Source organism: Pseudomonas sp. NY8896 (genome assembly GCF_039634505.1).
In genome coordinates, this window is sequence record NZ_CP132350.1 from 4,841,978 (window position 1) to 4,866,414 (window position 24,437).

Annotated in this window: 21 protein-coding genes; 9 read left to right on the forward strand and 12 right to left on the reverse strand. The window is 63.5% G+C overall.

Translation table 11 applies throughout. From position 1 onward, the window contains the following. Nucleotides 1-7 precede the first annotated feature (7 nt). Nucleotides 8-715 carry a VacJ family lipoprotein gene (locus Q9451_RS21760; RefSeq protein ID WP_012271369.1) on the reverse strand — a complete coding sequence of 236 codons (708 nt, stop codon included), beginning with the start codon at nt 713-715 and terminating at the stop codon, nt 8-10. Nucleotides 716-915: 200 nt separating this feature from the next. Between Q9451_RS21760 and Q9451_RS21765 the strand changes: the two genes are divergently transcribed. Next, the gene (locus Q9451_RS21765; RefSeq protein WP_012271368.1) at nt 916-1,479 is read left to right on the forward strand and encodes a hypothetical protein; all 564 of its coding nucleotides are present in this window, start codon (nt 916-918) and stop codon (nt 1,477-1,479) included. Between the two features lie 122 nt (nt 1,480-1,601). Further along, nucleotides 1,602-1,865, forward strand: a complete 264-nt coding sequence (locus Q9451_RS21770) for a DUF4404 family protein (RefSeq protein ID WP_019471256.1) — start codon at nt 1,602-1,604, stop codon at nt 1,863-1,865. Between the two features lie 39 nt (nt 1,866-1,904). On the opposite strand, the gene queF is transcribed toward Q9451_RS21770, so the two are convergent. Both queF and Q9451_RS21780 read right to left on the reverse strand, forming a co-directional pair. After that, nucleotides 1,905-2,735 carry an NADPH-dependent 7-cyano-7-deazaguanine reductase QueF gene (queF, locus tag Q9451_RS21775; RefSeq protein ID WP_012271366.1) on the reverse strand — a complete coding sequence of 277 codons (831 nt, stop codon included), beginning with the start codon at nt 2,733-2,735 and terminating at the stop codon, nt 1,905-1,907. Between the two features lie 68 nt (nt 2,736-2,803). Next, on the reverse strand, nt 2,804-3,331 hold the full coding sequence (locus Q9451_RS21780) for a cupredoxin family protein (protein ID WP_060493946.1): 528 nt from the start codon (nt 3,329-3,331) through the stop codon (nt 2,804-2,806). A gap of 182 nt (nt 3,332-3,513) precedes the next feature. Here Q9451_RS21780 and cinR point away from each other — a divergent pair, with 182 nt between their 5' ends. Both cinR and Q9451_RS21790 read left to right on the forward strand, forming a co-directional pair. Further along, nucleotides 3,514-4,194: a two-component system response regulator CinR gene (cinR, locus tag Q9451_RS21785; RefSeq protein ID WP_012271364.1), complete on the forward strand. Its 681-nt coding sequence runs from the start codon at nt 3,514-3,516 to the stop codon at nt 4,192-4,194. Then, nucleotides 4,191-5,543 (forward strand): heavy metal sensor histidine kinase, encoded by a 1,353-nt coding sequence (locus Q9451_RS21790; RefSeq protein WP_012271363.1) that lies wholly within the window; start codon nt 4,191-4,193, stop codon nt 5,541-5,543. The genes cinR and Q9451_RS21790 overlap by 4 nt, the downstream gene beginning before the upstream one ends. A 40-nt stretch (nt 5,544-5,583) precedes the next feature. On the opposite strand, the gene Q9451_RS21795 is transcribed toward Q9451_RS21790, so the two are convergent. From Q9451_RS21795 to Q9451_RS21805, 3 genes are all read right to left on the reverse strand, one after another. After that, entirely contained in the window at nt 5,584-6,825 is a 1,242-nt protein-coding gene (locus tag Q9451_RS21795; RefSeq protein ID WP_012271362.1) for a lipoprotein-releasing ABC transporter permease subunit, read from the reverse strand. 61 nt (nt 6,826-6,886) lie between these two features. Next, on the reverse strand, nt 6,887-7,570 hold the full coding sequence (gene lolD / locus Q9451_RS21800) for a lipoprotein-releasing ABC transporter ATP-binding protein LolD (RefSeq protein ID WP_171577286.1): 684 nt from the start codon (nt 7,568-7,570) through the stop codon (nt 6,887-6,889). A gap of 7 nt (nt 7,571-7,577) precedes the next feature. Continuing rightward, nucleotides 7,578-8,828, reverse strand: coding sequence for a lipoprotein-releasing ABC transporter permease subunit (locus tag Q9451_RS21805; RefSeq protein ID WP_012271360.1), 1,251 nt, complete (start codon nt 8,826-8,828; stop codon nt 7,578-7,580). A 93-nt stretch (nt 8,829-8,921) separates the two neighbouring features. On the opposite strand from Q9451_RS21805, the gene Q9451_RS21810 reads away from it, so the two are divergent. Together Q9451_RS21810 and Q9451_RS21815 are read left to right on the forward strand one after the other, a co-directional pair. Beyond that, nucleotides 8,922-9,506 (forward strand): PilZ domain-containing protein, encoded by a 585-nt coding sequence (locus Q9451_RS21810; RefSeq protein WP_012271359.1) that lies wholly within the window; start codon nt 8,922-8,924, stop codon nt 9,504-9,506. 31 nt (nt 9,507-9,537) lie between these two features. Continuing rightward, nucleotides 9,538-10,254: a glycerophosphodiester phosphodiesterase gene (locus Q9451_RS21815; protein WP_012271358.1), complete on the forward strand. Its 717-nt coding sequence runs from the start codon at nt 9,538-9,540 to the stop codon at nt 10,252-10,254. 48 nt (nt 10,255-10,302) lie between these two features. Here Q9451_RS21815 and sthA read toward each other — a convergent pair whose 3' ends face one another. The 3 genes from sthA to Q9451_RS21830 all read right to left on the reverse strand — a co-directional run bounded on the left by sthA (nt 10,303) and on the right by Q9451_RS21830 (nt 14,521). Then, nucleotides 10,303-11,697, reverse strand: coding sequence for a Si-specific NAD(P)(+) transhydrogenase (gene sthA, locus Q9451_RS21820; protein WP_012271357.1), 1,395 nt, complete (start codon nt 11,695-11,697; stop codon nt 10,303-10,305). A 186-nt stretch (nt 11,698-11,883) separates the two neighbouring features. Then, nucleotides 11,884-12,900: an FAD:protein FMN transferase gene (locus Q9451_RS21825; RefSeq protein WP_012271356.1), complete on the reverse strand. Its 1,017-nt coding sequence runs from the start codon at nt 12,898-12,900 to the stop codon at nt 11,884-11,886. Nucleotides 12,901-13,057: 157 nt separating this feature from the next. Then, nucleotides 13,058-14,521: a glyceraldehyde-3-phosphate dehydrogenase gene (locus Q9451_RS21830; RefSeq protein WP_012271355.1), complete on the reverse strand. Its 1,464-nt coding sequence runs from the start codon at nt 14,519-14,521 to the stop codon at nt 13,058-13,060. A gap of 167 nt (nt 14,522-14,688) precedes the next feature. On the opposite strand from Q9451_RS21830, the gene mfd reads away from it, so the two are divergent. The 3 genes from mfd to Q9451_RS21845 are packed head-to-tail and all read left to right on the forward strand — an operon-like array spanning nt 14,689 to nt 22,039. Further along, on the forward strand, nt 14,689-18,138 hold the full coding sequence (gene mfd / locus Q9451_RS21835) for a transcription-repair coupling factor (RefSeq protein WP_345960729.1): 3,450 nt from the start codon (nt 14,689-14,691) through the stop codon (nt 18,136-18,138). A 9-nt stretch (nt 18,139-18,147) separates the two neighbouring features. Then, a complete protein-coding gene (locus Q9451_RS21840; protein WP_012271353.1) occupies nt 18,148-18,720 on the forward strand; it encodes a CsiV family protein in 573 nt (190 codons plus the stop codon). 1 nt (nt 18,721) lies between these two features. Then, nucleotides 18,722-22,039: a DEAD/DEAH box helicase gene (locus Q9451_RS21845; RefSeq protein WP_012271352.1), complete on the forward strand. Its 3,318-nt coding sequence runs from the start codon at nt 18,722-18,724 to the stop codon at nt 22,037-22,039. Nucleotides 22,040-22,103: 64 nt separating this feature from the next. Here Q9451_RS21845 and nagZ read toward each other — a convergent pair whose 3' ends face one another. The 3 genes from nagZ to Q9451_RS21860 are packed head-to-tail and all read right to left on the reverse strand — an operon-like array spanning nt 22,104 to nt 24,398. Beyond that, nucleotides 22,104-23,102 (reverse strand): beta-N-acetylhexosaminidase, encoded by a 999-nt coding sequence (gene nagZ, locus Q9451_RS21850; RefSeq protein ID WP_171577287.1) that lies wholly within the window; start codon nt 23,100-23,102, stop codon nt 22,104-22,106. A gap of 8 nt (nt 23,103-23,110) precedes the next feature. After that, the gene (locus tag Q9451_RS21855; RefSeq protein ID WP_012271350.1) at nt 23,111-23,650 is read right to left on the reverse strand and encodes a L,D-transpeptidase; all 540 of its coding nucleotides are present in this window, start codon (nt 23,648-23,650) and stop codon (nt 23,111-23,113) included. 40 nt (nt 23,651-23,690) lie between these two features. Then, nucleotides 23,691-24,398 carry a TetR/AcrR family transcriptional regulator gene (locus tag Q9451_RS21860; RefSeq protein ID WP_012271349.1) on the reverse strand — a complete coding sequence of 236 codons (708 nt, stop codon included), beginning with the start codon at nt 24,396-24,398 and terminating at the stop codon, nt 23,691-23,693. Between the last annotated feature and the right edge of the window lie 39 nt (nt 24,399-24,437).

Here is a 24,437-nt window from a genome sequence, read left to right on the forward strand (position 1 = left end):
TCACCGATTAGAAGTCGTCTTCGACCTCGCCATCCTTGACCTTGAACTCGCGGTTCTGCAGGTAAGCATTGCGAATGAAGATGTACTTGTCACCCTGAATCAGCTTCTCGGCCGAGAGCAGGCTGGCGCGGGTGTCGATCACGTCCAGGGCGAAGATCGAGTTGCGCGTCGGCACGTGGTCGATGTAGCGGTAGGGTTCGGTGTAGGTGTCCGGGTACTTGGCCACACCGTCACGCACGGTGCTTGGGCCCAGCAGCGGAATGACCACGTACGGGCCGCTTGGCACGCCCCAGTAGCCCAGTGTCTGGCCGAAGTCTTCGTCGCTGCGCTGCAGGCCCATCTTGGTACCCACATCGAAGAAGCCACCCAGGCCAAAGGTGGTGTTGACGATCAACCGCGCAGTATCCACGCCCGCCGCGTGGGGCTTGAGCTGCAGCAGGTTGTTGGCCAGGTTGGTCACGTCGCCCAGGTTGCGGAAGATGTTGTGAATGCCATCTTCAAGAAACTGCGGGGTGACAGCCTGGTAGCCCTTGGCCAATGGCTTGAGGGCATAAGTGTCGACCGTATCGTTGAAGCGAAAGATCGGGCGGTTGACCGCTTCCCAGGGATCTTCCTCGGTGGCGGCCTGGGTAGCTGCCACGGGCGCCAGCAGCATGCTGGCGCAGACACAGGCCTGGGTGACTCGTTCGATCACACTGGCACCGATCCTACGCATAGATGTTTCTCCATCGAATTTCTCGGCCGCAAGCGCGACAGGCGCGCTGCTATCAAGGCGGCAGTATAGAGGCTTGCGGGCTGATAAACAGCTTTACACATTTTTGCTCAATATTTTGTGAACAACTGTTGCGCAATGATCGATGTCACAGTGCGGTAACAATCAGCGCATAGCCTGCGGACTATTTGGGGGAAGTTGCCATGGACGCTGCACCCGCCTTCACTGCTGTGCTGTTCGGCTTGCGCGGCTGCCTGGTGCAGGCCACCAATGGCGCACCCTCGCCCGCCCCCGGCGCTCTGGCCACCCTCGCCAGCCTGCGCCAGCGCCAGGTGCCCTGCATCTGGCTGGATGACCTCAACAGCACGCAAAGCAAGCGCCTGGCCCATGTGTTGCCCGCCTGGCTGCCAGGGCATTCGGTCAACGGCGTGCGCTGGCCGGCGCCAAACGCCTGCTGGCAGGCGCTGATGACCCTGGACAGCGAACGCCTGGACGGCTGCGTGCTGGTGAGTGGTGACCCGCGCTTGCTGCAGTCAGGCTTGAACGCGGGGCTATGGACGGTTGGCCTGGCAGCCTGCAGCCCGTTCTGTGACCGAGGCTCCGAGCAATGGCAAGGCATGACCCCAAAGGAACAGGACCAGGCCCGCGGCAAGGCCACGCTGGAGCTGTTCAGCCTGGGCGTGCATTCGGTGATCGACCACCTGGAAGCGCTGGACACCTGCCTGCAGGACATCGCCCAGCGCCGGCGCAAGGGTGAAAAACCCTGATACAGCACCTTTGACGCGGATCATGCAAATTGGCGACAGGTGGATTACGCTGAAGACAGGCCAGAACCTTTGCCGCTTCGCTGAGGTCCATGGCTTGCCAAGCCCTTGATGGAGAAATGCCAATGCCTGCCCGCGAATTGCAAGAGCGCCTGAACAGCTTGCGCGAGCAACTGGACCGCAACGTACCGCTTTCGGAAGACGAACTGGCCGCGTTGCACGAAGAAGCGCGCCAGATCGAGGCGCAACTGAAACTCGAAGAAGCCACGCCCGACAATAACCTGGTGGACGGGGTGAACCTGGCGATCGAGCGCTTCGAGGCCGACCACCCTGACCTCACCGCTACCTTGCGCAGCATCGCCAACTCACTGCACAGCATGGGTATCTGAAGTAGCGGGGCCGCAAAGCGGCCCCCGCATTCCTTGAACTTACTGCCGAACCAAACGCTTGTTATCCGGTTTGATTACCCCGGTACTGCGGTACGGGTTGATGTCCAGCCCACCGCGGCGCACATAGCGCGCATACACCGTCAAATGCTCTGGCTGCAGCAGGTTCTTCAAGTCCAGGTAAATTCGCTCCACGCATTGTTCGTGGAAGTCGGCATGCTGGCGGAAGCTGACCAGGTAAGTCAGTAGGCTGGCGTGGTCCAGCGCCCTGCCCTTGTACTCGACCACCACGCTGCCCCAGTCCGGCTGGCCAGTGACCGGGCAATTGGACTTGAGCAGGTGGCTGTGCAGGGTTTCTTCCACCACCTGCGCCGTGTTGCAGCGCAGCAGCTCTGGCTGCGGCTGCTCGTAGTTGCTGATGGCCACGTCCAACCCATCGATGCACTGCCCCGGCAACGCTACCACCCCCTGGGCTTCAACTTCGGCCAAGGTGCGCACCTTCACGCCCACAGGCTTGCCGGCAGCGGCGGACAGGTCTTTCTCCAGGCATGCCTGCAACTCGCCCAGCGAGGCGAACACTGTCTGGTTCAGTGAGTTGAGGTACAGCTTGAACGACTTGGACTCGATGATGTTCGGCGAATCGGCCGGGATGGCGAACTCGCCGATCGCCACCACAGGCTTGCCCGAAGGCAGCAGCCAGCTCAGCTCGAAACAGTTCCAGTAATCCACGCCCTGCCAGGGCAAGGTCTGTGCAGTGACGCCCAGCTCGGCCCACTTGGCAGTACGCGGGATCGGGAACAGCTGCTCCGGGGAGTAGGTGGCGATGTATTCGCTGGATTTGCCCAGCGGGGAGTGTTCGGCAGCGGGATGCATGGAAACTGACCTACAGGTTCGAAATTGCCCTTAGTCTACCGGTTTTGCACCCCGCCTTGCAGGGCCAGTCACTCGATGGTCAATGCCCCGACCATGCCGGCCTGGTAATGCCCCGGCACGTTGCAGGCAAACTCGATGGGTGCCGACTTACGGAAGGTCCAGGTCAGCTCGGCACGCTGGCCGGGCATTACCAGCACGGTGTTGCCACCACCGTGGCCATGGCCACCGCCGTGACCCATCATTTGCCCGTGGTTCGCCATCTGACCGTGGTCCATGCCTTCGTGGTTCATGGCCTCGGTGAACATCTTGCCTTGCATGGCGACCATTTCCTTCTGGTGTTCGGCATGCATGGCCTTGTCGCCCAGGTTGAACTCGTGTGGCAGCTTGCCCTCGTTGACCAGCACGAAACGCACGGTCTCGCCGGCTTTTACCTGCAGGCTCTTAGGCTCGAAAGCAATGTCCTTGAGCACCACGTTGACCGTGCGGGTGGCCTTGGCCGCTGCAGCCGGCTCACCAAAGGCGAAGGTTTGCGCCTCGCCGGCAAAGGTCGGCAGGCTGGCCAGGGCAAGGGTGGCGGCAATGAACAGGCGCTTCATGATGACTCCGGGAATACACAACGAGAGAGTGCCACCTTAGTCAGGGGCGACTGGCAGCTACCTGACGGGAAGATTACAACTTTGTCAGCTTGGGCGAGCCGGCGCATCGTCACGTATCATTTCAGCCACCGCATCGCCCGCTCCCACAGGGTAGGCACAAACCTTCAGATTATGGACAGTGCATGAAACTGCTGATCGTCGAAGACCAGGCCCGCACCGGCCAGTACCTGAGCCAGGGCCTGAGCGAGGCCGGCTTTGCCACCGAGTTGGCCACCGATGGCGAGACCGGGCAGTTCCTCGCCCTGACCGGCGACCACGACCTGCTGATCCTCGACGTGATGCTGCCCGGGCGCGACGGCTGGCAAATCCTTCAGGCCGTGCGCCAGGCTGGCCTGGATACACCCGTGCTGTTCCTGACCGCCCGCGACGCCGTCGAGGACCGCGTGCATGGCTTGGAGCTGGGCGCCGATGATTACCTGGTCAAGCCGTTCGCCTTTTCCGAACTGCTGGCCCGGGTACGCAGCCTGCTGCGCCGGGGCGCCAGCCCAAGCCAGGACACCACCCTGAGCCTGGCCGACCTGCGCCTGGACCTGATCCGCCGCCGCGCCGAACGCGCAGGCACCCGTATCGACCTGACCGCCAAGGAGTTCTGCCTGCTCGAACTGCTACTGCGCCGCCAGGGTGAGGTGTTGCCAAAATCGCTGATCGCCTCGCAGGTGTGGGACATGAACTTCGACAGCGATACCAATGTGATCGAAGTGGCAATCCGCCGCCTGCGCCTGAAAATCGACGACCCGCACCCCAACAAGCTGATCCACACGGTGCGCGGCATGGGCTACGTACTCGAAGAACGCACTGAATGATGCGCCGGGTATCCCTGGGCAGCCGGCTGGCGCTGCTGTTCGCCGCCTGCACCGCCACCGTATCGCTGGGCGCCGGCCTGCTCTTCAGCCGGGCCAGCGAGCAGCACTTCGTCGAACTCGACCAACAACTGCTGGACTCGCGCCTGTCGCTGTTCCGTACACAACTGGCCGGCGTCAGCACGCCGGATGAGCTACAGGCGCGCCTGCCCGCGCTGCGCGACGAATTGAGCCACCAGGCCGACCTGGCCCTGCGCATCAGCGGCAGCGACGGCGCCACGTGGTTCGAAAGCCGCAGCGGGCTACCGCAGGCACCGCTGCCCGCCGGGCTGGCCACCTTGCACGCGCAAGGCACCGACTACCGCAGCCTGGCTGTACACCTGGCGCAGGGCGCCGCGCAGTCGCCGCAACTGACCCTGTACCTCGACATCACCCACCACCAGCATTTTCTGCAGGGCATGCAGCGGCTGATCTGGCTGACTGTCGGCCTATCGGCGCTGGCCACTGCGCTGCTCGGCGCCTGGGCCGCCCGCAGCGGCCTGCGCCCACTGCGGCAGATGGGCCAAGTGGCCGCCAGCGTGTCAGCCCGTTCGCTCACCACCCGCCTGCCGCTGGCGCAGATGCCCGAAGAACTGGCCGAGTTGGCCGGCAGCATGAACGCGATGCTGCAGCGCCTGGACGATGCCTTCCAACGCCTGTCAGCGTTTTCAGCTGACATCGCCCACGAACTGCGTACACCGCTTTCCAACCTGCTGACCCACACCCAGGTCACCCTCACCCGCCCACGTAGCCTCGAGGAATACCGCGAAGCGCTGCATGGCAACCTGGAAGAGCTGCAATGGATGGCGCAGATGATCAACGACATGCTGTTCCTGGCCAAGGCCGACCACGGCCTGCTGGTACCGGGGCAAGCGCCTTTGGCGCTGCATGACGAAGTGGATGCACTGCTGGAGTACTACGCGCCACTGGCCGAGGACAGCGGCGTACGGATGCTGCGCGAAGGCGAGGCGATGCTGCAGGGCGACCGGCATATGCTGCGCCGGGCGCTGTCCAACCTGCTGGACAATGCCTTGCGCTTTACCCCGGCGGGAGGGCAGATAAGGGTGACGCTGGAACCGGGAGCGAAAATCAGTGTGGCCAATACCGGGCAGGCTATCGAGCCGACTGCGTTACCGCGACTGTTCGACCGCTTCTACCGAGTGGACCCGGCGCGGCGGGAAGGCAGCAGTGAGCATGCGGGGTTGGGCTTGGCGATTACCCGGTCGATCGTGCAGGCCCATGGCGGGTGCATTCGGGCAGAGTGCGGGGATGGGTGGACGCGGTTTGTGATCGAGTTCACTGAAGGCCGGTGAAATTGGGGCTGCTTTGCAGCCCCATAATTTCAGGCAAGCATCAAACCGCCAGACCGATCGCCGGCTGCACCTGCGACGCCCGGTAAGCCGGGTAAATGGTCGCCAGGAAGCTCATCACCAGGCCAGCCGTGCAAATCATGGCCACATCACCCCATTGCAATTGCGACGGCAAGCTGCTGACGAAGTACACATCCGAGGTAAAGATGTGCTGCCCGCTCACCCGCTCCAGCCAACCAACGATTTGACTGACATTGAACGCCGCAATCACGCCCAGCACGCCGCCGATCAGCGTCCCGACAACACCAATCAGGCTGCCCTGAACCATGAACGTGCCCATGATCTGCGCTGGCGTGGCGCCCAAGGTACGCAGGATGGCAATGTCCGGCCCCTTGTCGTTCACCACCATCACCAGGGTGGCGATGATATTGAACGCCGCCACCGCGATGATCATCATCAGCAGCAGGCCGATCATGGTCTTCTCCATTTTCATGGCGCTGAACAGGCTGCCCTGGGTGTGCGACCAGTCATCGGCGCGGTAGGCGTCGCCGAGCCCTGCAGCAATTGCCTTGGACACCTGCGGCGCGGCATACAGGTCATGCAGCTTCAGGCGCACGCCCTGCACCTGGCCCGGCGCCCAGCGTTGCATCTCGGCAGCATCAGCCACATGGATATAGGCTTGCGAGCCATCCAGCTCGGCGCCCACCTTGAAGATCCCGACCACGTTCAGGCGCTGCATGCGCGGGGTAATGCCACCCGGCTCCTTGCTGATTTCCGGCACGATCAAGGTCAGTTTGTCGCCAGTGTTCAGACGAAAACGCCGCGCCGTCAGCTCGCCGATGACCACACCGAACTCACCTGGCTGCAGGTCTTGCAAGCGGCCCTGCACGATGTGCTGGCCAACGATCGAGACCTTGCCCTCCTCGGCCGGGTCGATACCACCCACCTGAATCGGCTGCATCGCACCTTTGTACGACAGCATGCCTTCCATCTCGGTAATCGGCGCCACCGCCATCACCGCCGGGTTCTGCATGGCAGCGTCGGCCACCTTGTGCCAATCGTCCAATGGCTGCACGCCAAGGATGGCGGCATGCGGCACCAACCCGAGAATGCGCGAGCTCATTTCGCGCTGAAAGCCGTTCATCACCGACAGCACCACAATCATCGCCAGCACGCCCAGCGACAGGCCGATCATCGACGTCATCGAGATGAACGAGATGAAGTGGTTGCGACGCTTGGCTCGGGTGTAGCGCGCGCCGATAAAAATGGGCAAGGGTCTGAACATGTACGAAATCACCCAATGAAAACAGGAAAACGGGGCGGCACCAGCCACCCCGAGCAGTCGATCAGATCGCCACCAGATGGCCGTCGTCGAGCTTCAATACACGGTCCATCTGCCGCGCCAGGTTGAGGTCATGGGTAACCACCAGGAATGCCGTGCGCGAGGCGCTGGACAGCTCCTGCATCAGTTCCTGAATGCCCTGAGCGGTATGGTGGTCGAGGTTGCCGGTCGGCTCGTCGAGCATCACCAGGCCAGGGCGGTTGACCAGCGCTCGGGCAATCGCCACGCGCTGGCGCTCGCCACCGGACAGCTCGGCCGGCTTGTGGTTCAAACGGTGGCCCAGGCCTACGCGCTTGAGCAGCGCCTCGGCACGCTCACGGGCCTCGGGGATGGGCGTGCGGCCGATCAGCAGCGGCATGCACACGTTCTCGATGGCGGTGAACTCTGGCAGCAGGTGGTGAAACTGATAGACAAAGCCCAACTCACGGTTACGCAGCAGGCCACGGGCACGCTCGCCTAGCGCGGACAGCTCTTCGCCCGCCAGCCACACGCTGCCTTGGGTCGGCCGGTCGAGGCCACCCAGCAGGTTGAGCAAGGTGCTCTTGCCAGAGCCCGAGCTGCCGACGATGGCGATACGCTCACCGGCGTGCAGCTCCAGGTTGAGGCCGGACAGCACCTGCACCGACTCCGGGCCCTCGTCGTAGGACTTGCCCAGGTTGCGGCAACTCAGAACGGCTTTATCACTCATGCGCGACTCACTCATAACGTAGCGCCTCTGCAGGCTGGGTGCGGGCCGCACGCCAGGCCGGGTACAGGGTGGCGAAGAAACTCAGGACCAGCGCCGCACCGCAGACCATGTACACGTCCTGGGCCTGGATCTGCGACGGCAGGTAATCGATGAAGTACACGTCGGCGTTGAGGAACTTGTGCCCGATCAGTTTCTCGATGCCGGCGATCGCCGCGCTCACGTTCAGCGCGGCGACGATCCCGACCACGGCGCCGATCAGGGTACCGATCACCCCGATCACCGTGCCCTGGACCATGAAGATGAGCATGATCTGCCCAGGCGTGGCGCCCAGGGTGCGCAGGATGGCGATGTCGCCGCGCTTGTCGTTGACCACCATCACCAGGGTGGAAATGATGTTGAACGCCGCCACCGCCACGATCAGCAGCAACAACAGGCCGATCATGGCCTTTTCCATGCGGATCGCCTGGTACAGGTTGCCGTGGGTACGGGTCCAGTCACGGCTGTAGAACTCCTGGTCGCCCAGCTGCTGGGCAATGCTCCAGGCGACGCGCGGCGCCTGGAACAGGTCGTCGAACTTCAGGCGCAGGCCCTGTACCTGGTCGGGCTTCCAGCGGTGCAGGCGGGACAGGTCGCTGATGTTGGTCAAGCCCAGATAGCCGTCGATTTCGCCCGCGCCAACATGGAAGGTACCCACCACGGTGAAGCGCTTCATGCGCGGGAACATGCCGGCGGGAGTCACGCTGACTTCCGGGGCGACGAAGGTGAGCTTGTCGCCGATGGCCACGCCCAGCTTGGCCGCGGCCTTGTCGCCGATCATGATGCCCCACTCGCCCGGCGCCAGCTGGTCCAGGCGGCCTTGCAAGACGAAGTTGTCGATGATTGACACCTCGCGCTCGCGAGCCGGGTCGATGCCGTTGAGCAGCACCTTCTGCACCTTGCCATCATGGGTCAGCAAGCCCTGCATCTGGGTGAACGGCGCAACCGCCACCACCTGCGGATTCTGCTTTACTTGTTGGGCAAGGGCCGGCCAGTCGGCAATGGGCTGGCCGCTCTCCAGCGTGGCATGGGGGATCATGCCCAACACGCGGGTGCGCATCTCGTGGTCGAAACCGTTCATCACCGACAGCACCACGATCATCACCACCACGCCCAGGGCGAGGCCGATCATCGAGGTCAGGGAAATGAACGAGACGAAGTGATTACGGCGTTTGGCACGGGTATAACGCGTACCGATGAATGCGAAAAGAGGTCTGAACATGTCGGGGCTTGTTCGGATGAAAGGGAACGTCCTTGTGGCGAGGCGCCTACGGCGGCTTTACACTCGGACCACCGCCGCTACCTTGGGTTCGCCATGACGACATTAGACGAAGAAGATCGCCGCGAATACTACCGCATCGAAGATCGGATCGCACTTCAAATAAGCCCCCTCAGCGCGGCCGAAGCCCTTGACCCAGATGTGTTGCAAGATGATTCCCCGCTGTTCAACCTGCTCAGCGAGCTGCACCTGTCCGACTTCGAGTCGCAGCACCTGTTGCGCCAGCTGAGCGACAAGGACCGCACCCTTGCCGCCTTCCTGCGGGCGCAGAACAAGCGCCTCGACCTGCTCAGCGCGGTGGTTGCACAAACCCTGCTGGGTGAAGTCGGCCAGCCGTTGCCGGTGGTCATTTCCGAAGGCGGCATCGAGTTCACCCAGGCCACGCAGATTGCCCCCGGCACTCGGGTCAAAGTGAAAATGGTGCTGATGCCACGCGCCCATGGCCTGCTGCTGCGCGGCAAGGTCACCCATTGCGACCCGCGCCCGGAGGGCGGCTTCGAGGTCGGCACCGAATTCATCGACATGACCGACGCCCAACGGCAATTGCTGGCCCGTTATATCCTGCAGCGCCAGCAACAGCAGCGGCGCCAGCAACTGGGGCAGAACGACCCTGCCTCCTGAGCCCATTTCTCTCTGATTTGAAGGAACGAACGTGACCCTGATCTACGGCCATCGCGGCGCCAAGGGCGAAGCGCCCGAGAATACCCTGAAGAGCTTTCAGCAATGCCTGGCCCATGGCGTGACCCGCTGCGAGCTGGACCTGCACCTGTCAGCCGACAACGAGCTGATGGTCATCCACGACGCCACCCTCAAGCGCACCACTGGGCGGCGCGGCAAAGTGGTCGAACACCCGGCCGCCGACCTGATCAAGATCGATGCCCGCAAAGGCGGCCCGGGCCATGTGCAACCCTGCCCGATTCCGAAACTGGAAGAACTGTTCGAAAAATGCCCGTTCGATCACTGGCAGCTGGAAGTAAAAAGTGCCTCGCGTACCCGTGCCGCCACCACCGTGCTGGCGATTCGCGAACTGGCCCAGGCGTATGGCCTGCTGGACAAGGTCACCATCACCTCCAGCTCACGTGAAGTACTGGGCGCTGCCCTGGAACTGGTGCCGGACGTGAAGCGCGGGCTGGTGGCCGAATACGCCTGGCTCGACCCCCTGAAGGTGGCACAGAACTATGGCTGCGAGCTGCTGGCATTGAACTGGACACTGTGCACCCCCGAGCGCCTGCTCAAAGCACAGGGCCAGGGTTTGCACGTGTCGGTATGGACAGTCAACGAGCCGGCACTGATGCGCCGGCTTGCTGACTTTGGTGTGGACAGCCTGATTACAGACTTTCCCGGTTTGGCCAAGACCACCCTCGGGTAGGGTTGAAATCGGTCTCTCCGACCGGCTCAGGCCACCGGTCGGAGCCGCTCAAAAAAGCCGGTTCAGGCCGTCGTAGGCTGCTACCCGATAGGCTTCGGCCATGGTCGGGTAGTTGAAGGTGGTGTTGACGAAGTACTTCAGGTTGTTGTGCTCACCCGGCTGGTTCATGATCGCCTGGCCGATGTGGACAATTTCCGAAGCCTGGTAGCCGAAGCAGTGCACGCCGAGGATTTCCAGGGTTTCGCGGTGGAACAGGATCTTCAGCATGCCCTGCGGTTCGCCGGCAATCTGCGCACGCGCCATGCCTTTGAAGAACGCCTTGCCCACTTCGTATGGCACCTTGGCCTGGGTCAGCTCTTGCTCGTTCTTGCCGATCGAGCTGATTTCCGGAATGGTATAGATACCGGTCGGCACGTCGTTGACGAAGCGCCAGCTGCCATTGTCGACGATGCTGCCAGCGGCCGAGCGGCCCTGGTCATGGGCGGCACTGGCCAGGCTAGGCCAGCCAATCACGTCACCGGCACCGTAGATGTTCGGCACGGTGGTGCGGTAGGCCTCGTCGACCTCGATCTGGCCGCGGCTGTTGACCTTGATGCCGATGTTTTCCAAGCCCAGCTTGTCGGTGTTGCCGGTACGACCGTTGCACCACAGCAAGGCGTCGGCCTTGATCTTCTTGCCCGACTTCAGGTGCAGGATCACCCCGTTGTCCAGGCCTTCGACGCGCTCGTACTCTTCGTTGTGGCGCACGGTGATGTTGTTGTTGCTGAAGTGGTAGCTCAGCGCCTGGGAGATTTCCGAATCGAGGAAGCTCAGCAGCTGGCCACGGTTGTCGACCAATTCCACCAATACACCCAGGCCACTGAAGATCGATGCGTATTCGCAACCGATCACACCGGCACCGTAGACGATCAACTTGCGTGGGGTGTGGCTGAGGCTGAGGATGGTGTCGCTGTCGTAAACGCGCGGGTGGTGGAAGTCGATGTCGGCCGGGCGGTAGGGGCGCGAGCCGGTGGCAATGATGATGTGCTTGGCGTTGAGTTTCTCGACCACACCGTTCGGGCACACCACTTCCACGGTTTGCTCGTCGGCGAAGCTGCCGGTGCCGAAGAACACGTCGACGCGGTTACGGGCGTAGTAGCCGGTGCGCGATGCAACTTGCTTGGAAATCACCTTTTCGGCGCTTTTCAGCACGTCCGGGAACGAGAACCAGCGCGGCTCGCCGATGGCACGGAACATCGGGTTGGTGTTGAACTGCATGATCTGCCGCACCGAGTGACGCAGTGCCTTGGACGGGATGGTACCCAGGTGCGTGCAGTTGCCACCGACCTGGCGACGGTCATCGACCATTGCCACCTTGCGCCCTGCTTTGGCGGCGTTCATTGCCGCGCCTTCACCGGCCGGGCCGGAACCCAGCACCACTACGTCGTAGTTGTAGACAGCCATGCGTACTCCTTCAGAACTGGCCCGCAAGCCACGGTCGCTCGCGGGGCGCGATCATGCCGCCGGGGCGTCATGAGAAAATTCGGGTGCAGTCTAATCAAGCGTGAACGCCGCGCACATTAACCCTTGGTCGCGTCGTAGGCCAATTTCGCCCGCACTACATATGGTTCACCCATTCCCTGGCGGCAATCATCCCTGCTTGTGCTTTCGCTCGCCTTTCACCGCCCGTTCGAACGCGGGCGTAGCTCGGGAGACGAAGCCACCCTCGGCTCGAGTCACCAATACCGCGGCCAAGCCATGCGCCACGGCAAAATCCCAGCCACGCTCAGGGCCAAGGATCAACAGCAGCGTCGAATAGCCGTCGGCCTGCAGCGCCGAGGCGCTCAGCACTGTAACGGCCGCCAGGTCATGCTCGACCGGGCGCCCCAGGCGGGCATCGAAGGTGTGCGAATAGCGCCGGCCATTCTGCTCGAAATAGTGCCGATAGTCACCCGAGGTCGATACTGAAAGGCCATTGACCGGGATGATCTGGCGGGCGATCTGGCGGTCTTCGCGGGGCAGCTCCAGGGCAATGCGCCAGGGGCTGCCATCGGGCTTGCGGCCGACCGCCTTCAATTCGCCGGTAGCCTCGGCGACGAAGCTGGCCACGCCCATGGCCTGAAGGCGTGCGGCGATCAGGTCGACAGCGTGGCCGGCGGCGATGCTGTTGAAGTCGAGCTGTACCGGGGCATCCTTGCACAGAGACTGGCCTTTGACATGCAGGTGCTGGTAACCCACGCGCAGGCGTACCTGGGCCAGGGTTTGCGGGTCGGGCACCTGCTCGTGGCGGGCCTGGGGGCCAAAGCCCCACAGGTCGAGCAGCGGCTCGACGGTGAGGTCGAAGGCGCCTTCGCTCTGCTCGGCCAGCTGTTGGCCAAGGGCTACCAGTTCGAGCATGTCGGGCGGCAGGGCCAGGCACTGATTGGCCGGTAACTGGTTGAAAAGGCTGACGACGGAGTCACCGCGATAGGTCGAATAGTGCTGGTCGATGTCGCTCAGGATGGCTTCGACCGCTGCCTGCACCTGGGCCGGCGCCGGGCCGCCGGGCTCGCGGACGTATTGGATGCTGTAGCTGCTGCCCATGGTCGGGCCGCCCAGGCGCTCCAGGGTGGGGCCTTGGTTGCAGGCGGTGAGCAGCAGGAAGATGAACAGTAAGGCTGTGCGCAAAAATTCGGTTCCTGGGTGCTTGGCTTGAGTTTTGTGGTGTGGCACATATCGAGCGCCGCGCGGGCGGCGCCCGATCTCACAGGCGCCACACAACTTACTCCAGGCAAAAAAAACGGGAACCCGAAGGTTCCCGTTTTTTTATTGCCTTACAAGCGAATCAGCGTGGAAACGCTGGCGGGTTCACACCGGCCATGTCTTCCATCACACGAACCACCTGGCAGCTGTAACCGAATTCGTTGTCGTACCAAACGTACAGGACAACGCGGTTGTCGTTGGCGATGGTCGCCTCTGCGTCAACCACACCGGCGTGGCGCGAGCCCACGAAGTCGGTCGAAACCACTTCCTGCGAGGCCACGTAGTCGATCTGCTTGTGCAGTTCCGAGTGCATGGCGGTCTGGCGCAGGTACTCGTTGATCTCGTCGCGAGTCGTGGCCTTTTCCAGGTTCAGGTTCAGGATGGCCATCGAAACGTTCGGCGTCGGTACGCGAATGGCATTGCCGGTCAGCTTGCCCTTCAGCACTGGCAGAGCCTTGGCAGCAGCGGTGGCGGCGCCGGTTTCGGTGATGACCATGTTCAGCGGCGCGGCACGGCCACGGCGGCTGCCCTTGTGGAAGTTGTCGATCAGGTTCTGGTCGTTGGTGAACGAGTGAACGGTTTCGACGTGGCCGTTGACGATGCCGTACTGGTCGTTGATGGCCTTGAGCACCGGCACGATGGCGTTGGTGGTGCACGAAGCAGCCGAGATGATCTTGTCATCGGCAGCGATGTCACCGTGGTTGATGCCATGCACGATGTTCTTCAGCGCGCCCTTGCCAGGTGCGGTGAGGATCACGCGGGCAGCGCCCGGGCAGGCCAGGTGCTGGCCCAGGCCGTCGGCATCACGCCATACGCCGGTGTTGTCGACGATCAGCGCGTTGTCGATGCCGTACTGGGTGTAGTCGACTTCGCTCGGGCTCTTGGCGTAGATAACCTGGATCAGGTTGCCGTTGGCGGTGATGGTGTTGTTGGCTTCATCGATGGTGATGGTGCCATCGAACGGGCCGTGCACCGAGTCACGGCGCAGCAGGCTGGCACGCTTGACCAGGTCGTTCTCGGCGCCTTTGCGCACGACGATGGCACGCAGGCGCAGGCCGTCGCCGCCACCGGTCTTCTCGATCAGGATGCGCGCCAGCAGGCGGCCGATGCGGCCGAAGCCGTACAGCACGACGTCGGTGCCTTTGCGCGCCGAAGCGTTCTGCTGGCCAACCACGTCGGCCAGCTCTTCACGGACGAACTGCTCGGCAGTGCGGCCATTGCCTTCCTGCTTGAACTTGTTGGCCAGCTTGCCCAGGTCGACCGAAGCGGCGCCCAGTTTCAGCTCGCTCATGGCTTTGAGCAGGGGGAATGTCTCGTGGACGGACAGTTCGGTTTCGTCGGTTTGACGATGACGCGCAAAGCGGTGCGCCTTGAGGATCGAGATAACCGAACGGTTGATCAGGCTACGGCCATAAATCGAGCTCACCACGTTGTTGTTGCGGTAGAGCTGACCGATAAGCGGGATCATCGCTTCAGCCAGAGCTTCACGATCAATCCACTCACCAAGACACTGGTCGGGCTTCTGAGTCACGGGAACCTTCCACATGTAGGGACAGAAAAAAGGGGCTACATTATGACGCCCCAACGCAGAACCGGCAATGAGCGCCTGTCGCAGTGACGCAAGCCAGCGTTCACGCCCTTTCGAGCCTGACAGCCGGCACCGTCACCGGTACAATCGGTCTCTTTGCCGCAACGCTTGGAGTGCAATCTCCCGTGTCAGTTCTGCGCCTTCCGCACATGTCGGCCACGGCCGGCAAACAAACCTGGGGCAACCTGCCCGGTGCCGCCCTCAGCCTTGCCATCGCCGAGGCCGCCACCAGCGCTGGCCGCTTCACCCTGCTGCTGACAGCCGACAGCCAGGCCGCCGACCGTCTGGAGCAGGAGCTGCGCTTCTTCGCCCCGGACCTGCCGGTGCTGCCGTTCCCCGATTGGGAAACCCTGCCCTACGACCTGTTCTCGCCGCACCAGGACATCATTTCCCAGCGCATCGCCAGCCTGTACCGCCTGCCGGAACTGAGCCACGGCATCCTCGTGGTGCCGATCACCACCGCCCTGCACCGCCTGGCACCCACGCGCTTCCTGCTGGGCAGCAGCCTGGTGCTGGATGTGGGCCAGACCATCGATGTGGAACAGATGCGCACGCGCCTGGAGGCCAGCGGCTATCGCTGCGTCGACACCGTCTACGAGCATGGCGAGTTCGCCGTGCGCGGCGCGCTGATCGACCTGTTCCCGATGGGCAGCAAGCTGCCCTACCGCATCGACCTGTTCGATGACGAGATCGAGACGCTGCGCACCTTCGACCCCGAGACCCAACGCTCGATCGACAAGGTGGATTCGGTGCGCCTGCTGCCGGCGCGTGAATTCCCGATGCAGAAAGAGGAAGTGACCCGCTTCAAGGCACGCTTTCGCGAGCGCTTCGATGTCGATTTCCGCCGCAGCGCGATCTTCCAGGACCTGGCCAGCGGCATTATTCCCGCTGGCATCGAGTACTACCTGCCGCTGTTCTTCGAAGAAACTTCGACCCTGTTCGACTACCTGCCGGCCGACACCCAGGTGTTCTCGCTGCCTGGCGTGGAACAGGCCGCCGAACACTTCTGGAACGACGTGCGTGGGCGCTATGAAGACCGCCGTGGCGACCTCAGCCGGCCGCTGCTGCCACCGGCCGAACTGTTCCTGCCGGTGGAGGACTGCTTCGCCCAGCTCAAACAATGGCCTCGGGTGGTGGTCAGCAGCGAAGACCTCGACCCAGGTGCGGGTCGCGAACGCTTTCCGGCACGCGCGCTACCCAACCTGGCCATCGAAGCCAAGGCCAACCAGCCGCTGGCCGAGCTGGCCAACTTCCTCGACCAGTTCCCCGGCCGCGTGCTGTTCACCGCCGAATCAGCGGGGCGCCGTGAAGTGCTGCTGGAGCTGCTCGAGCGGCTGAAGCTGCGCCCGCATACCGTCGACGGCTGGGACGACTTCGTTACCGGCAGCGAGCGCCTGGCAATCACCATCGCGCCGCTGGACGACGGCCTGCTGCTGGACGACCCAGGCCTGGCCCTGGTCGCCGAAAGCCCGCTGTTCGGCCAGCGGGTGATGCAACGCCGGCGCCGTGACAAACGTGGCGAAACCGCCAACGATGCAGTCATCAAGAACCTCACCGAGCTGCGCGAAGGCGCACCGGTGGTGCACATCGACCATGGCGTTGGTCGCTACCTGGGCCTGGCCACGCTGGAAATCGACGGCCAGGCCGCCGAATTTCTCACCTTGGAATACGCCGAGAACGCCAAGCTGTACGTGCCAGTGGCCAACCTGCACCTGATCGCCCGCTACACCGGCAGCGACGATGCGTTGGCACCGCTGCACCGGCTGGGCTCGGAGGCCTGGCAGAAAGCCAAGCGAAAAGCCGCCGAACAGGTGCGCGACGTGGCCGCCGAGCTGCTCGACATCTATGCCCGTCGCGCCGCACGCAAGGGCTATGCATTTGCCGACCCGTCAGCCGACTACGCCACCTTCAGCGCTGGCTTCCCGTTCGAGGAAACCCCGGACCAACAGGCCGCCATCGAAGCCGTGCGTGCCGACATGCTGGCGCCCAAGCCGATGGACCGCCTGGTCTGCGGCGATGTGGGCTTCGGCAAGACCGAAGTGGCCATGCGCGCGGCATTCATCGCCGTGCACAGCGGCCGCCAGGTGGCCGTACTGGTGCCCACCACCCTTTTGGTCCAGCAGCACTACAACAGCTTCCGCGACCGCTTCGCCGACTGGCCGGTGACGGTGGAGGTGATGAGCCGCTTCAAGTCGGCCAAGGAAGTGGCCGCCGCTGCCGCCGACCTTGCCGAAGGCAAGATCGACATTCTCATCGGCACCCACAAGCTGCTGCAGGACGATGTGCGCTTCAAGGACCTGGGCCTGGCCATCATCGACGAAGAACACCGCTTTGGCGTGCGCCAGAAGGAACAGCTCAAGGCCCTGCGCAGCGAGGTCGACATTCTCACCCTGACCGCCACGCCGATTCCGCGCACGCTGAACATGGCTGTGGCGGGCATGCGCGACCTGTCCATCATCGCCACGCCGCCGGCGCGCCGCCTGTCCGTGCGCACCTTCGTCATGGAGCAGAACAAGAGCACGGTGAAGGAAGCGCTGCTGCGTGAGTTGCTGCGCGGCGGCCAGGTTTACTACCTGCACAACGATGTGAAAACCATCGAAAAATGCGCCGCCGACCTCGCCGAGCTGGTGCCCGAGGCACGCATCGGCATTGGCCATGGGCAAATGCGCGAACGCGAGCTGGAACAGGTGATGAGCGACTTCTACCACAAGCGCTTCAACGTGCTGGTAGCCTCGACCATCATCGAAACCGGCATCGACGTGCCCAGCGCCAACACCATCGTCATCGAACGTGCCGACAAGTTCGGCCTGGCCCAGTTGCACCAGCTGCGCGGCCGAGTTGGCCGTAGCCACCACCAGGCCTACGCCTACCTGCTCACGCCGACCCGGCAGAAGGTCAGTGCCGACGCCGAAAAGCGCCTGGAAGCCATCGCCAACACCCAGGACCTGGGCGCGGGCTTTGTGCTGGCCACCAACGACCTGGAAATCCGCGGTGCCGGCGAGCTGCTGGGCGAAGGCCAGAGCGGGCAGATCCAGGCCGTGGGCTTCACCCTGTACATGGAAATGCTCGAGCGCGCGGTCAAGGCAATCCGTAAAGGCACCCAGCCAAACCTTGAACAACCACTGGGCGGCGGCCCGGAGATCAACCTGCGCCTGCCGGCGCTGATCCCCGAGGACTACCTGCCCGACGTGCATGCGCGGCTGATCCTGTACAAACGCATCGCCTCGGCTGCCGACGAGGAAGGCCTCAAGGACCTGCAGGTCGAGATGATCGACCGCTTCGGCTTGCTGCCCGAGCCAACCAAGAACCTGATGCGCCTGACTTCGCTCAAGCTGCACGCGGAAAAGCTCGGCATCAAGAAAGTCGATGCCGGCCCCAATGGCGGCAAGCTCGAGTTCGAAGCCGAAACCCCGGTCGACCCGCTGACCCTGATCAAGCTGATCCAGGGCCAGCCCAAACGATACAAGTTCGAAGGTGCTACCCAGTTCCGTTTCCTGGTGCCGATGGAACGCCCCGACGAACGCTTCAATACCCTGGAGGCGCTGTTCGAGCGCCTGACCCCACAGCCTGCCTAAGGAAGACCCATGCGTGCCATCCGTTGCCTGACCTTGCTGCTGGCGCTGTTCGCCCCAGCTGCCTTCGCCGAAGGCCTGTATCAGGTAGAAATGATTCTGGTGCGGCAGAACAGTGTGCCCGCCTTCACCAGCCCGTTCGCCCCCGAAGACTGGAGCGCCGGCGCCCCGCGCCTGGCAAAAGACGCCGAACGCCGCCTGGCGCTGGAAGACGAAGCCACCCGCCTGGAAGCCACCGCCGACTACACCGTGCTGCTGCACAAGGCCTGGCAACAGCAAGTAGGCAGCGAGCCCAGCCGCATCGCGCTGGGCGAAGGCGCCGAGCGGTTCGGCCACTTCCCTATCGAGGGCAACCTCAGCGTCGCTGAAGGCCGCTTCATCGCGGTCGAGGCCAACTTCTGGGTCAACCAGCTGGACAGCAACGGCAACGTACTGCAAAGCGAGCAGTTCAAGCAGAGCAACAGCAACGTCAAGGGCGGCCAGCTGACCTTCCTCGACGGTGGGCACCTGGCGGTGCTGCTGAAGGTGACACCGCCGGGCACGCCGAAAATGCCGGTGATGGACCCGGAGATGATGGAGCAGTGATGTGAGCGATGGCGATGCGCAGCAACTGCTGAGGGCCTATCCGGGGTGGGTCGACTTCATCGAAGCCGGCACGATGGCACGAGGCCGCAGCTATGCTGCGCAAGAGCGAGCACGCATCCTGTCGCTGCACGGCGCAACGATCGAAGCCATCTGCAAGGGCTCCACAGGCGAGACCTACCAGCAGAACATCCGGCTGGTCGTTAACTACGGGGACCTGCGGGTATTTGGGCGCTGCAGCTGCCCAGTTGGGCTCAACTGCAAACACTGCGTCGCGGCGCTGCTGCAATTGCAGGACGGCCTCGACGCCGCAGGCCCCCATGAACAATCCGCCCTGTCGCTGCCACCGGACCTCAACCTGTGGGTGCAAACCCTTGAGTCCCCCTCCCAACCTGCATCGCCTCAAGGGCCAGCACGCAAAGGCCCGGCAATCTATTACCGCATTCACGTGGATCACGGCGTCTGGCGACTCGAGCCGATCAAGGGCACCCGACAGGCAGACGACACCTTGAAGATCGGTCGCATCACATCGATGCCCGAAATGCTCTACTACACACCTCGCTACGTCACAGAAGACGATGCGCGGCTTTTGCGCCTGATTGATTCGCGCAGCGAAACCACTACGCCCATGGCGCAACTGGAAGGCAAGCAGGGCGGGGAGCTCTACAGCTATGCCCTGGCCACCGGTCGCCTGCTATTTGAGGACGACTTGGCGCCACTGTCCCCTGGGCCGGAGCTGCATGCCGAGTTTCGCTGGGTCAGGCTGGACAATGGCAGCTACCGTGGCGCCTGGTACCACGATGATCACCAGCAGTTGCGGGCAGTGCCCATCGAGCCCATGCACTATGTCGACCGACAGCGGCATTTGACCGGCAAGCTGCGCCACGACCTCGACCCCTTCATTGCCAGCCAGCTTGCGCGCGCGCCCATCGTGCCGGAGCATCTGGTCATCCCCTTGAGTCACCGATTGAACGCCTTGAACCGTCACGTCCCCACGCCCACTGCCGTGAGCACCGAACATATCGAAGACATCACGCCAAAAGGGCGACTGACGCTGGGCAGCCTCGAATTCAGCGCCTACATGCCCAAGACCGGCCGTATGCAGCGACAACTGCAACACCGTGCCGCGCTGGCATTCGACTACGACGACCTGCGTACCAGCGGTAACGACGAAAAGCCGCTGACCCGCCTGGTCGGCAACACCAGCCAGCGCATCCGCCGCCAGCCGCAAGCCGAACAGGCCCTGCGCAAGGTATTACGCGACCTGGGCTTCAAGGCCGCCACCCGGCAGAGCAAGGCGCTGCCCGACAGCGCCGGCGAAATGTTCCAGCTGCCCGACGACGAGGCCTGGCTGCGTTTCGCCCGCGAAGGCCTGCCGCGCTTGCGCCAAGCCGGTTGGAACATAGACGTCCAGCGCGACTTCGCCTTCAACCTGCAGGAGGTGGACGACTGGTATGCGAGCATCGACGAGGCGCCCGGCCATGAATGGTTCGACCTGGAGCTTGGCATTGTGGTCGATGGCCAGCGTCACAGCCTGCTGCCGATCGTGTTGCAACTGCTACGCAGCAGCCCAGAGCTGCTGCGCCCCAGCGAACTGGCCCGGCGCAGTGACGACGAGCACCTGCTGATCGACCTCAACCGTGGTCGCCTGGACAGCCCGGCCCTGCGCGTCGCCCTCCCGTATGGCCGCGTCAAAGCGGTCATGGCCACCCTGGGCGAGCTCTACCTGCACGAACACACAACCGGCCCGTCCCTGCGCATGGAACGTGCCGACGCCGCGCGCCTGAACGAAATCGAAGGCCTGCCCCTGCTATGGGAAGGCGGCGAGCACGTTCGCGACCTGGGCCGGCGCCTGCGCGATGCCCGTGATTTGCAGGTTGAACCACCGACAGGGCTGCAGGCCAGCATGCGCCCCTACCAGCAACAAGGCCTGAACTGGTTGCAGGCCCTTCGCGAGATGGGCACCGGTGGCATCCTGGGCGACGACATGGGCCTGGGCAAGACCCTGCAGGCCTTGGCCCACTTGCTGCTGGAGAAAGAATCCGGGCGCTTGAGTACACCGGCACTGGCGGTCATGCCCACCAGCCTGATACCCAACTGGCTCGACGAAGCCCAGCGCTTCGCCCCCGATCTGCGCGTACTGGCACTGCATGGGCCGGGGCGCAGCAAGCATTTTGCCACGCTGCATGAGTACGATCTGGTCCTGACCACCTACGCCCTGATGCCACGCGACCTCGAACACCTGCGCACGCAGGCCTGGCACGTCCTGGTACTGGACGAGGCGCAGAACATCAAGAGCAGCACCAGCAAGGCCGCCCTCGCCGTCTGCGAGCTACAGGCCGGCCAGCGCCTGTGCCTGACCGGTACGCCGATGGAAAACAACCTGGGCGAGCTGTGGTCGATCTTCCACTTCTTGATGCCCGGCTGGCTGGGCGACCTCAAACGCTTCAACCAGGACTACCGCACGCCGATCGAGCGCCACGGCGACAGCGAGCGCATGGCCCACCTGGCCAGCCGCATCCGCCCGTTCCTGCTGCGCCGCACCAAGGAACAGGTGGCCACCGAACTGCCGGCCAAGACCGAGATGGTGCACTGGGTCGAACTCAGCGACGCCCAGCGCGATACCTACGAGGCCGTGCGCGTGGCCATGGACCAGAAGGTCCGCGACGAAATTGCCCGCAATGGCGCCGCACGCAGCCAGATCGTCATCCTCGACGCGCTGCTCAAGCTGCGCCAGGTATGCTGCGACCTGCGCCTGGTCAAGGGCGTGGAAAGCAAAGGCAACCAGGCCGACAAGGGCAAGCTGGGTGCACTGCTGGAAATGCTCGAAGAGCTGCTCAGCGAAGGCCGCCGCGTGCTGTTGTTCTCGCAGTTCACCTCGATGCTGGCGCTGATCGAACAGGAGCTGGAAAAGCGCAAGATCCGCTACAGCTTGCTGACCGGCGACACGCGCGACCGTCGCACACCCGTGCGGCAGTTTCAGCAGGGTGACAGCGAAGTGTTCCTGATCAGCCTCAAGGCGGGGGGCGTGGGCTTGAACCTGACAGCTGCGGACACCGTGATCCACTTCGACCCCTGGTGGAACCCGGCCAGCGAAAACCAGGCCACCGACCGCGCCTACCGCATTGGCCAGGACAAGCCGGTGTTCGTGTTCAAGCTGATTACCCGGGGGACGGTGGAAGAGAAGATTCAGCTGTTGCAGCAGGAAAAGGCGGCGCTGGCGGCCAGCTTGCTGGACGGCGGCCAAGCCGGGCAGTGGCGGCTTGGCGACGAAGAAATCGAGGCACTGTTTGCGCCGCTGCCTGGAAAGCGCGGGCGTTGAGGCCGCACCTTCTGCTGCCTGTACCGGCCTCTTCGCGAGCGTGCCCGCGAAGAGGCCAGCGCGATCAATCGACCAGCTGAGCGTCCTTCAGCGCACCCAATGCCTCCAGCCAGCGCGGCTGCTGACGGTAATCGGTCCGCGCAAACCCTTGCCCGCGCATGCGCGCAATCCGCGGCGACGGCTTGACCTTCATGCGCTGTGCCGCACTCAGCGCCAGCTCTGCCGCCGCCCGGTCATTGCATACCAGGCCCATGTCACAGCCGGCGCTTAACGCCGCCTCGATACGACTGGCCGCGTCCCCCACCACATGCGCACCGGCCATCGACAGATCATCGCTGAAAATCACCCCGTCAAAGCCCAGCTCACCACGCAGGATGTCCTGCAGCCAACGCCGCGAGAAGCCAGCTGGCTGGTTATCGACCTGCGGGTAGATGACATGCGCCGGCATCACTGCCGCCAACTGCCCGCTCAGGCGGGTGAACGGCACCAGGTCGGCCTGGCGCAGTTGCTCCAGGCTGCGCTCATCGGTAGGAATCGCCACATGCGAGTCCGCCTCGGCCCAGCCGTGCCCAGGGAAGTGCTTGCCACAGGCCGCCATGCCGGCCGCATTCATACCACGAATGAACGCCCCGGCCAGTTGCGTGGCACGCAGCGGGTCACCCTCGAAAGCTCGGCTGCCAACCACGGCACTACGCTGGTGATCCAGGTCGAGCACAGGGGCAAAACTGAGGTCCAGGCCAACCGCCAATACCTCGGTCGCCATTAGCCAGCCACACTGCTCTGCCAGGTAATCGGCATTGTCATTGTCGGCCAGCGCGCGCATGGATGGCAGCCGCACAAAGCCCTGGCGCAGGCGCTGTACGCGGCCACCTTCCTGGTCCACCGCCAGGATCAGCTCGGGGCGAATAGCGCGGATCGACGCGCACAACTCGCGCACCTGACGCGGGCTGTCGATGTTGCGGGCAAAGATGATCAGGCCAGCCACTTCGGGCTGACGCAACAGGTGACGGTCTTCGGCGGTCAGCCATTTACCGGCGATATCCACCATCAGGGAGCCTTGCAGGCTGACGGTCATGGGTAATCCTTCATTGAAAACTTCAGAGACGCCCACTGGGGGCAGGCGGCTTGCTCGATACGTACCGGGCAATGGGCCGGCACCCGCTCGAACAGGCTTAGCAAGTCGGTGTTGCGCAGGCGTATGCAGCCATGGGACAACGCTATACCCATGGGTTCCGTGTCAGGGGTGCCGTGCAGGTAGATATAGCGGCGAAACGTATCGACCGCGCCCAGGCGGTTGACACCGGGTTCACAGCCGCTGAGCCAGAGGATGCGAGTGAGGATCCAGTCGCGATCTGGATTTTTCGCATGCAACTCCGGCGACCACACCTCTCCAGCCCAGCGCCGCCCGACCAATACCGCATTCAGCGGCAGCCCCGCGCCAATCTTCGCCCGCACCTGATGCATGCCACGCGGCGTGCAGCCTGAACCATTGCGCTCACCGGCACCGTTGCGCGCCGTGGAAACCGGCACACGCACGCGCAGCTGGCCACGGGCAAAACCGTACAGGCATTGATCAGCAAGGGAGATGTGCAGCAGATCGAGATCGGGCATGAGCGCTAGCTTAGCCGAAGCGCCCTGCCTCGCCCAGCCTTCAGGCCTTGGCTGTGGCGCTACTGATCTTGGTGCGCGGGCGCAACTGCGCAGTGGCCATGGCATCGTCGGTGACACCGCTGTCGGCGCGCATGCCTGCGGCCAGGAACGGCACCATCAGGCGCATCACCTGCTCGATCGAGGTGTTGATACCAAAGTCGGTCTCGGCAATCGCCCGCAGGGCCTTGATACCGGACATGCTGAAGGCCGCAGCACCAAGCATGAAGTGGACGCGCCAGAACAGCTCCAGTGGCGGAATGCGTGGCGCAGCCTCGTTGACCAGCAGCATGTAGCGGCGGAACACCTTGCCGTACATGTCTTCCAGATAACGCCGCAGGTGGCCCTGACTCTGGCTGAACGCCAGGCCCAGCAGGCGCATGAAGATCGACAGGTCGTTGTTGCTGCGCGGCTGCACGGCCAACGCCTGCTCTACCAGCATTTCCAGCAGTTCTTCGAGGGTCGGCTTGTGCTCCGGCTTGGCCTGGCGCCGCTCCAGCTCACGCTCGAGGCTGGTGCAGAACGGGCCGAGGAAGCGCGAGAACACCGCCTGAATCAGTGCCTTCTTGGAGCCGAAGTGATAGTTGACGGCCGCCAGGTTGACCCCGGCCTTGCTGGTAATCAGCCGCAACGAGGTTTCGGCGAACCCCCTTTCCGCGAACAGCTGCTCGGCAGCATCGAGAATGCGTTCAACGGTTTCCGATTGGGCCATGACTACTCCGACTACTCCGCCAGACAAACAAGTGTTTGA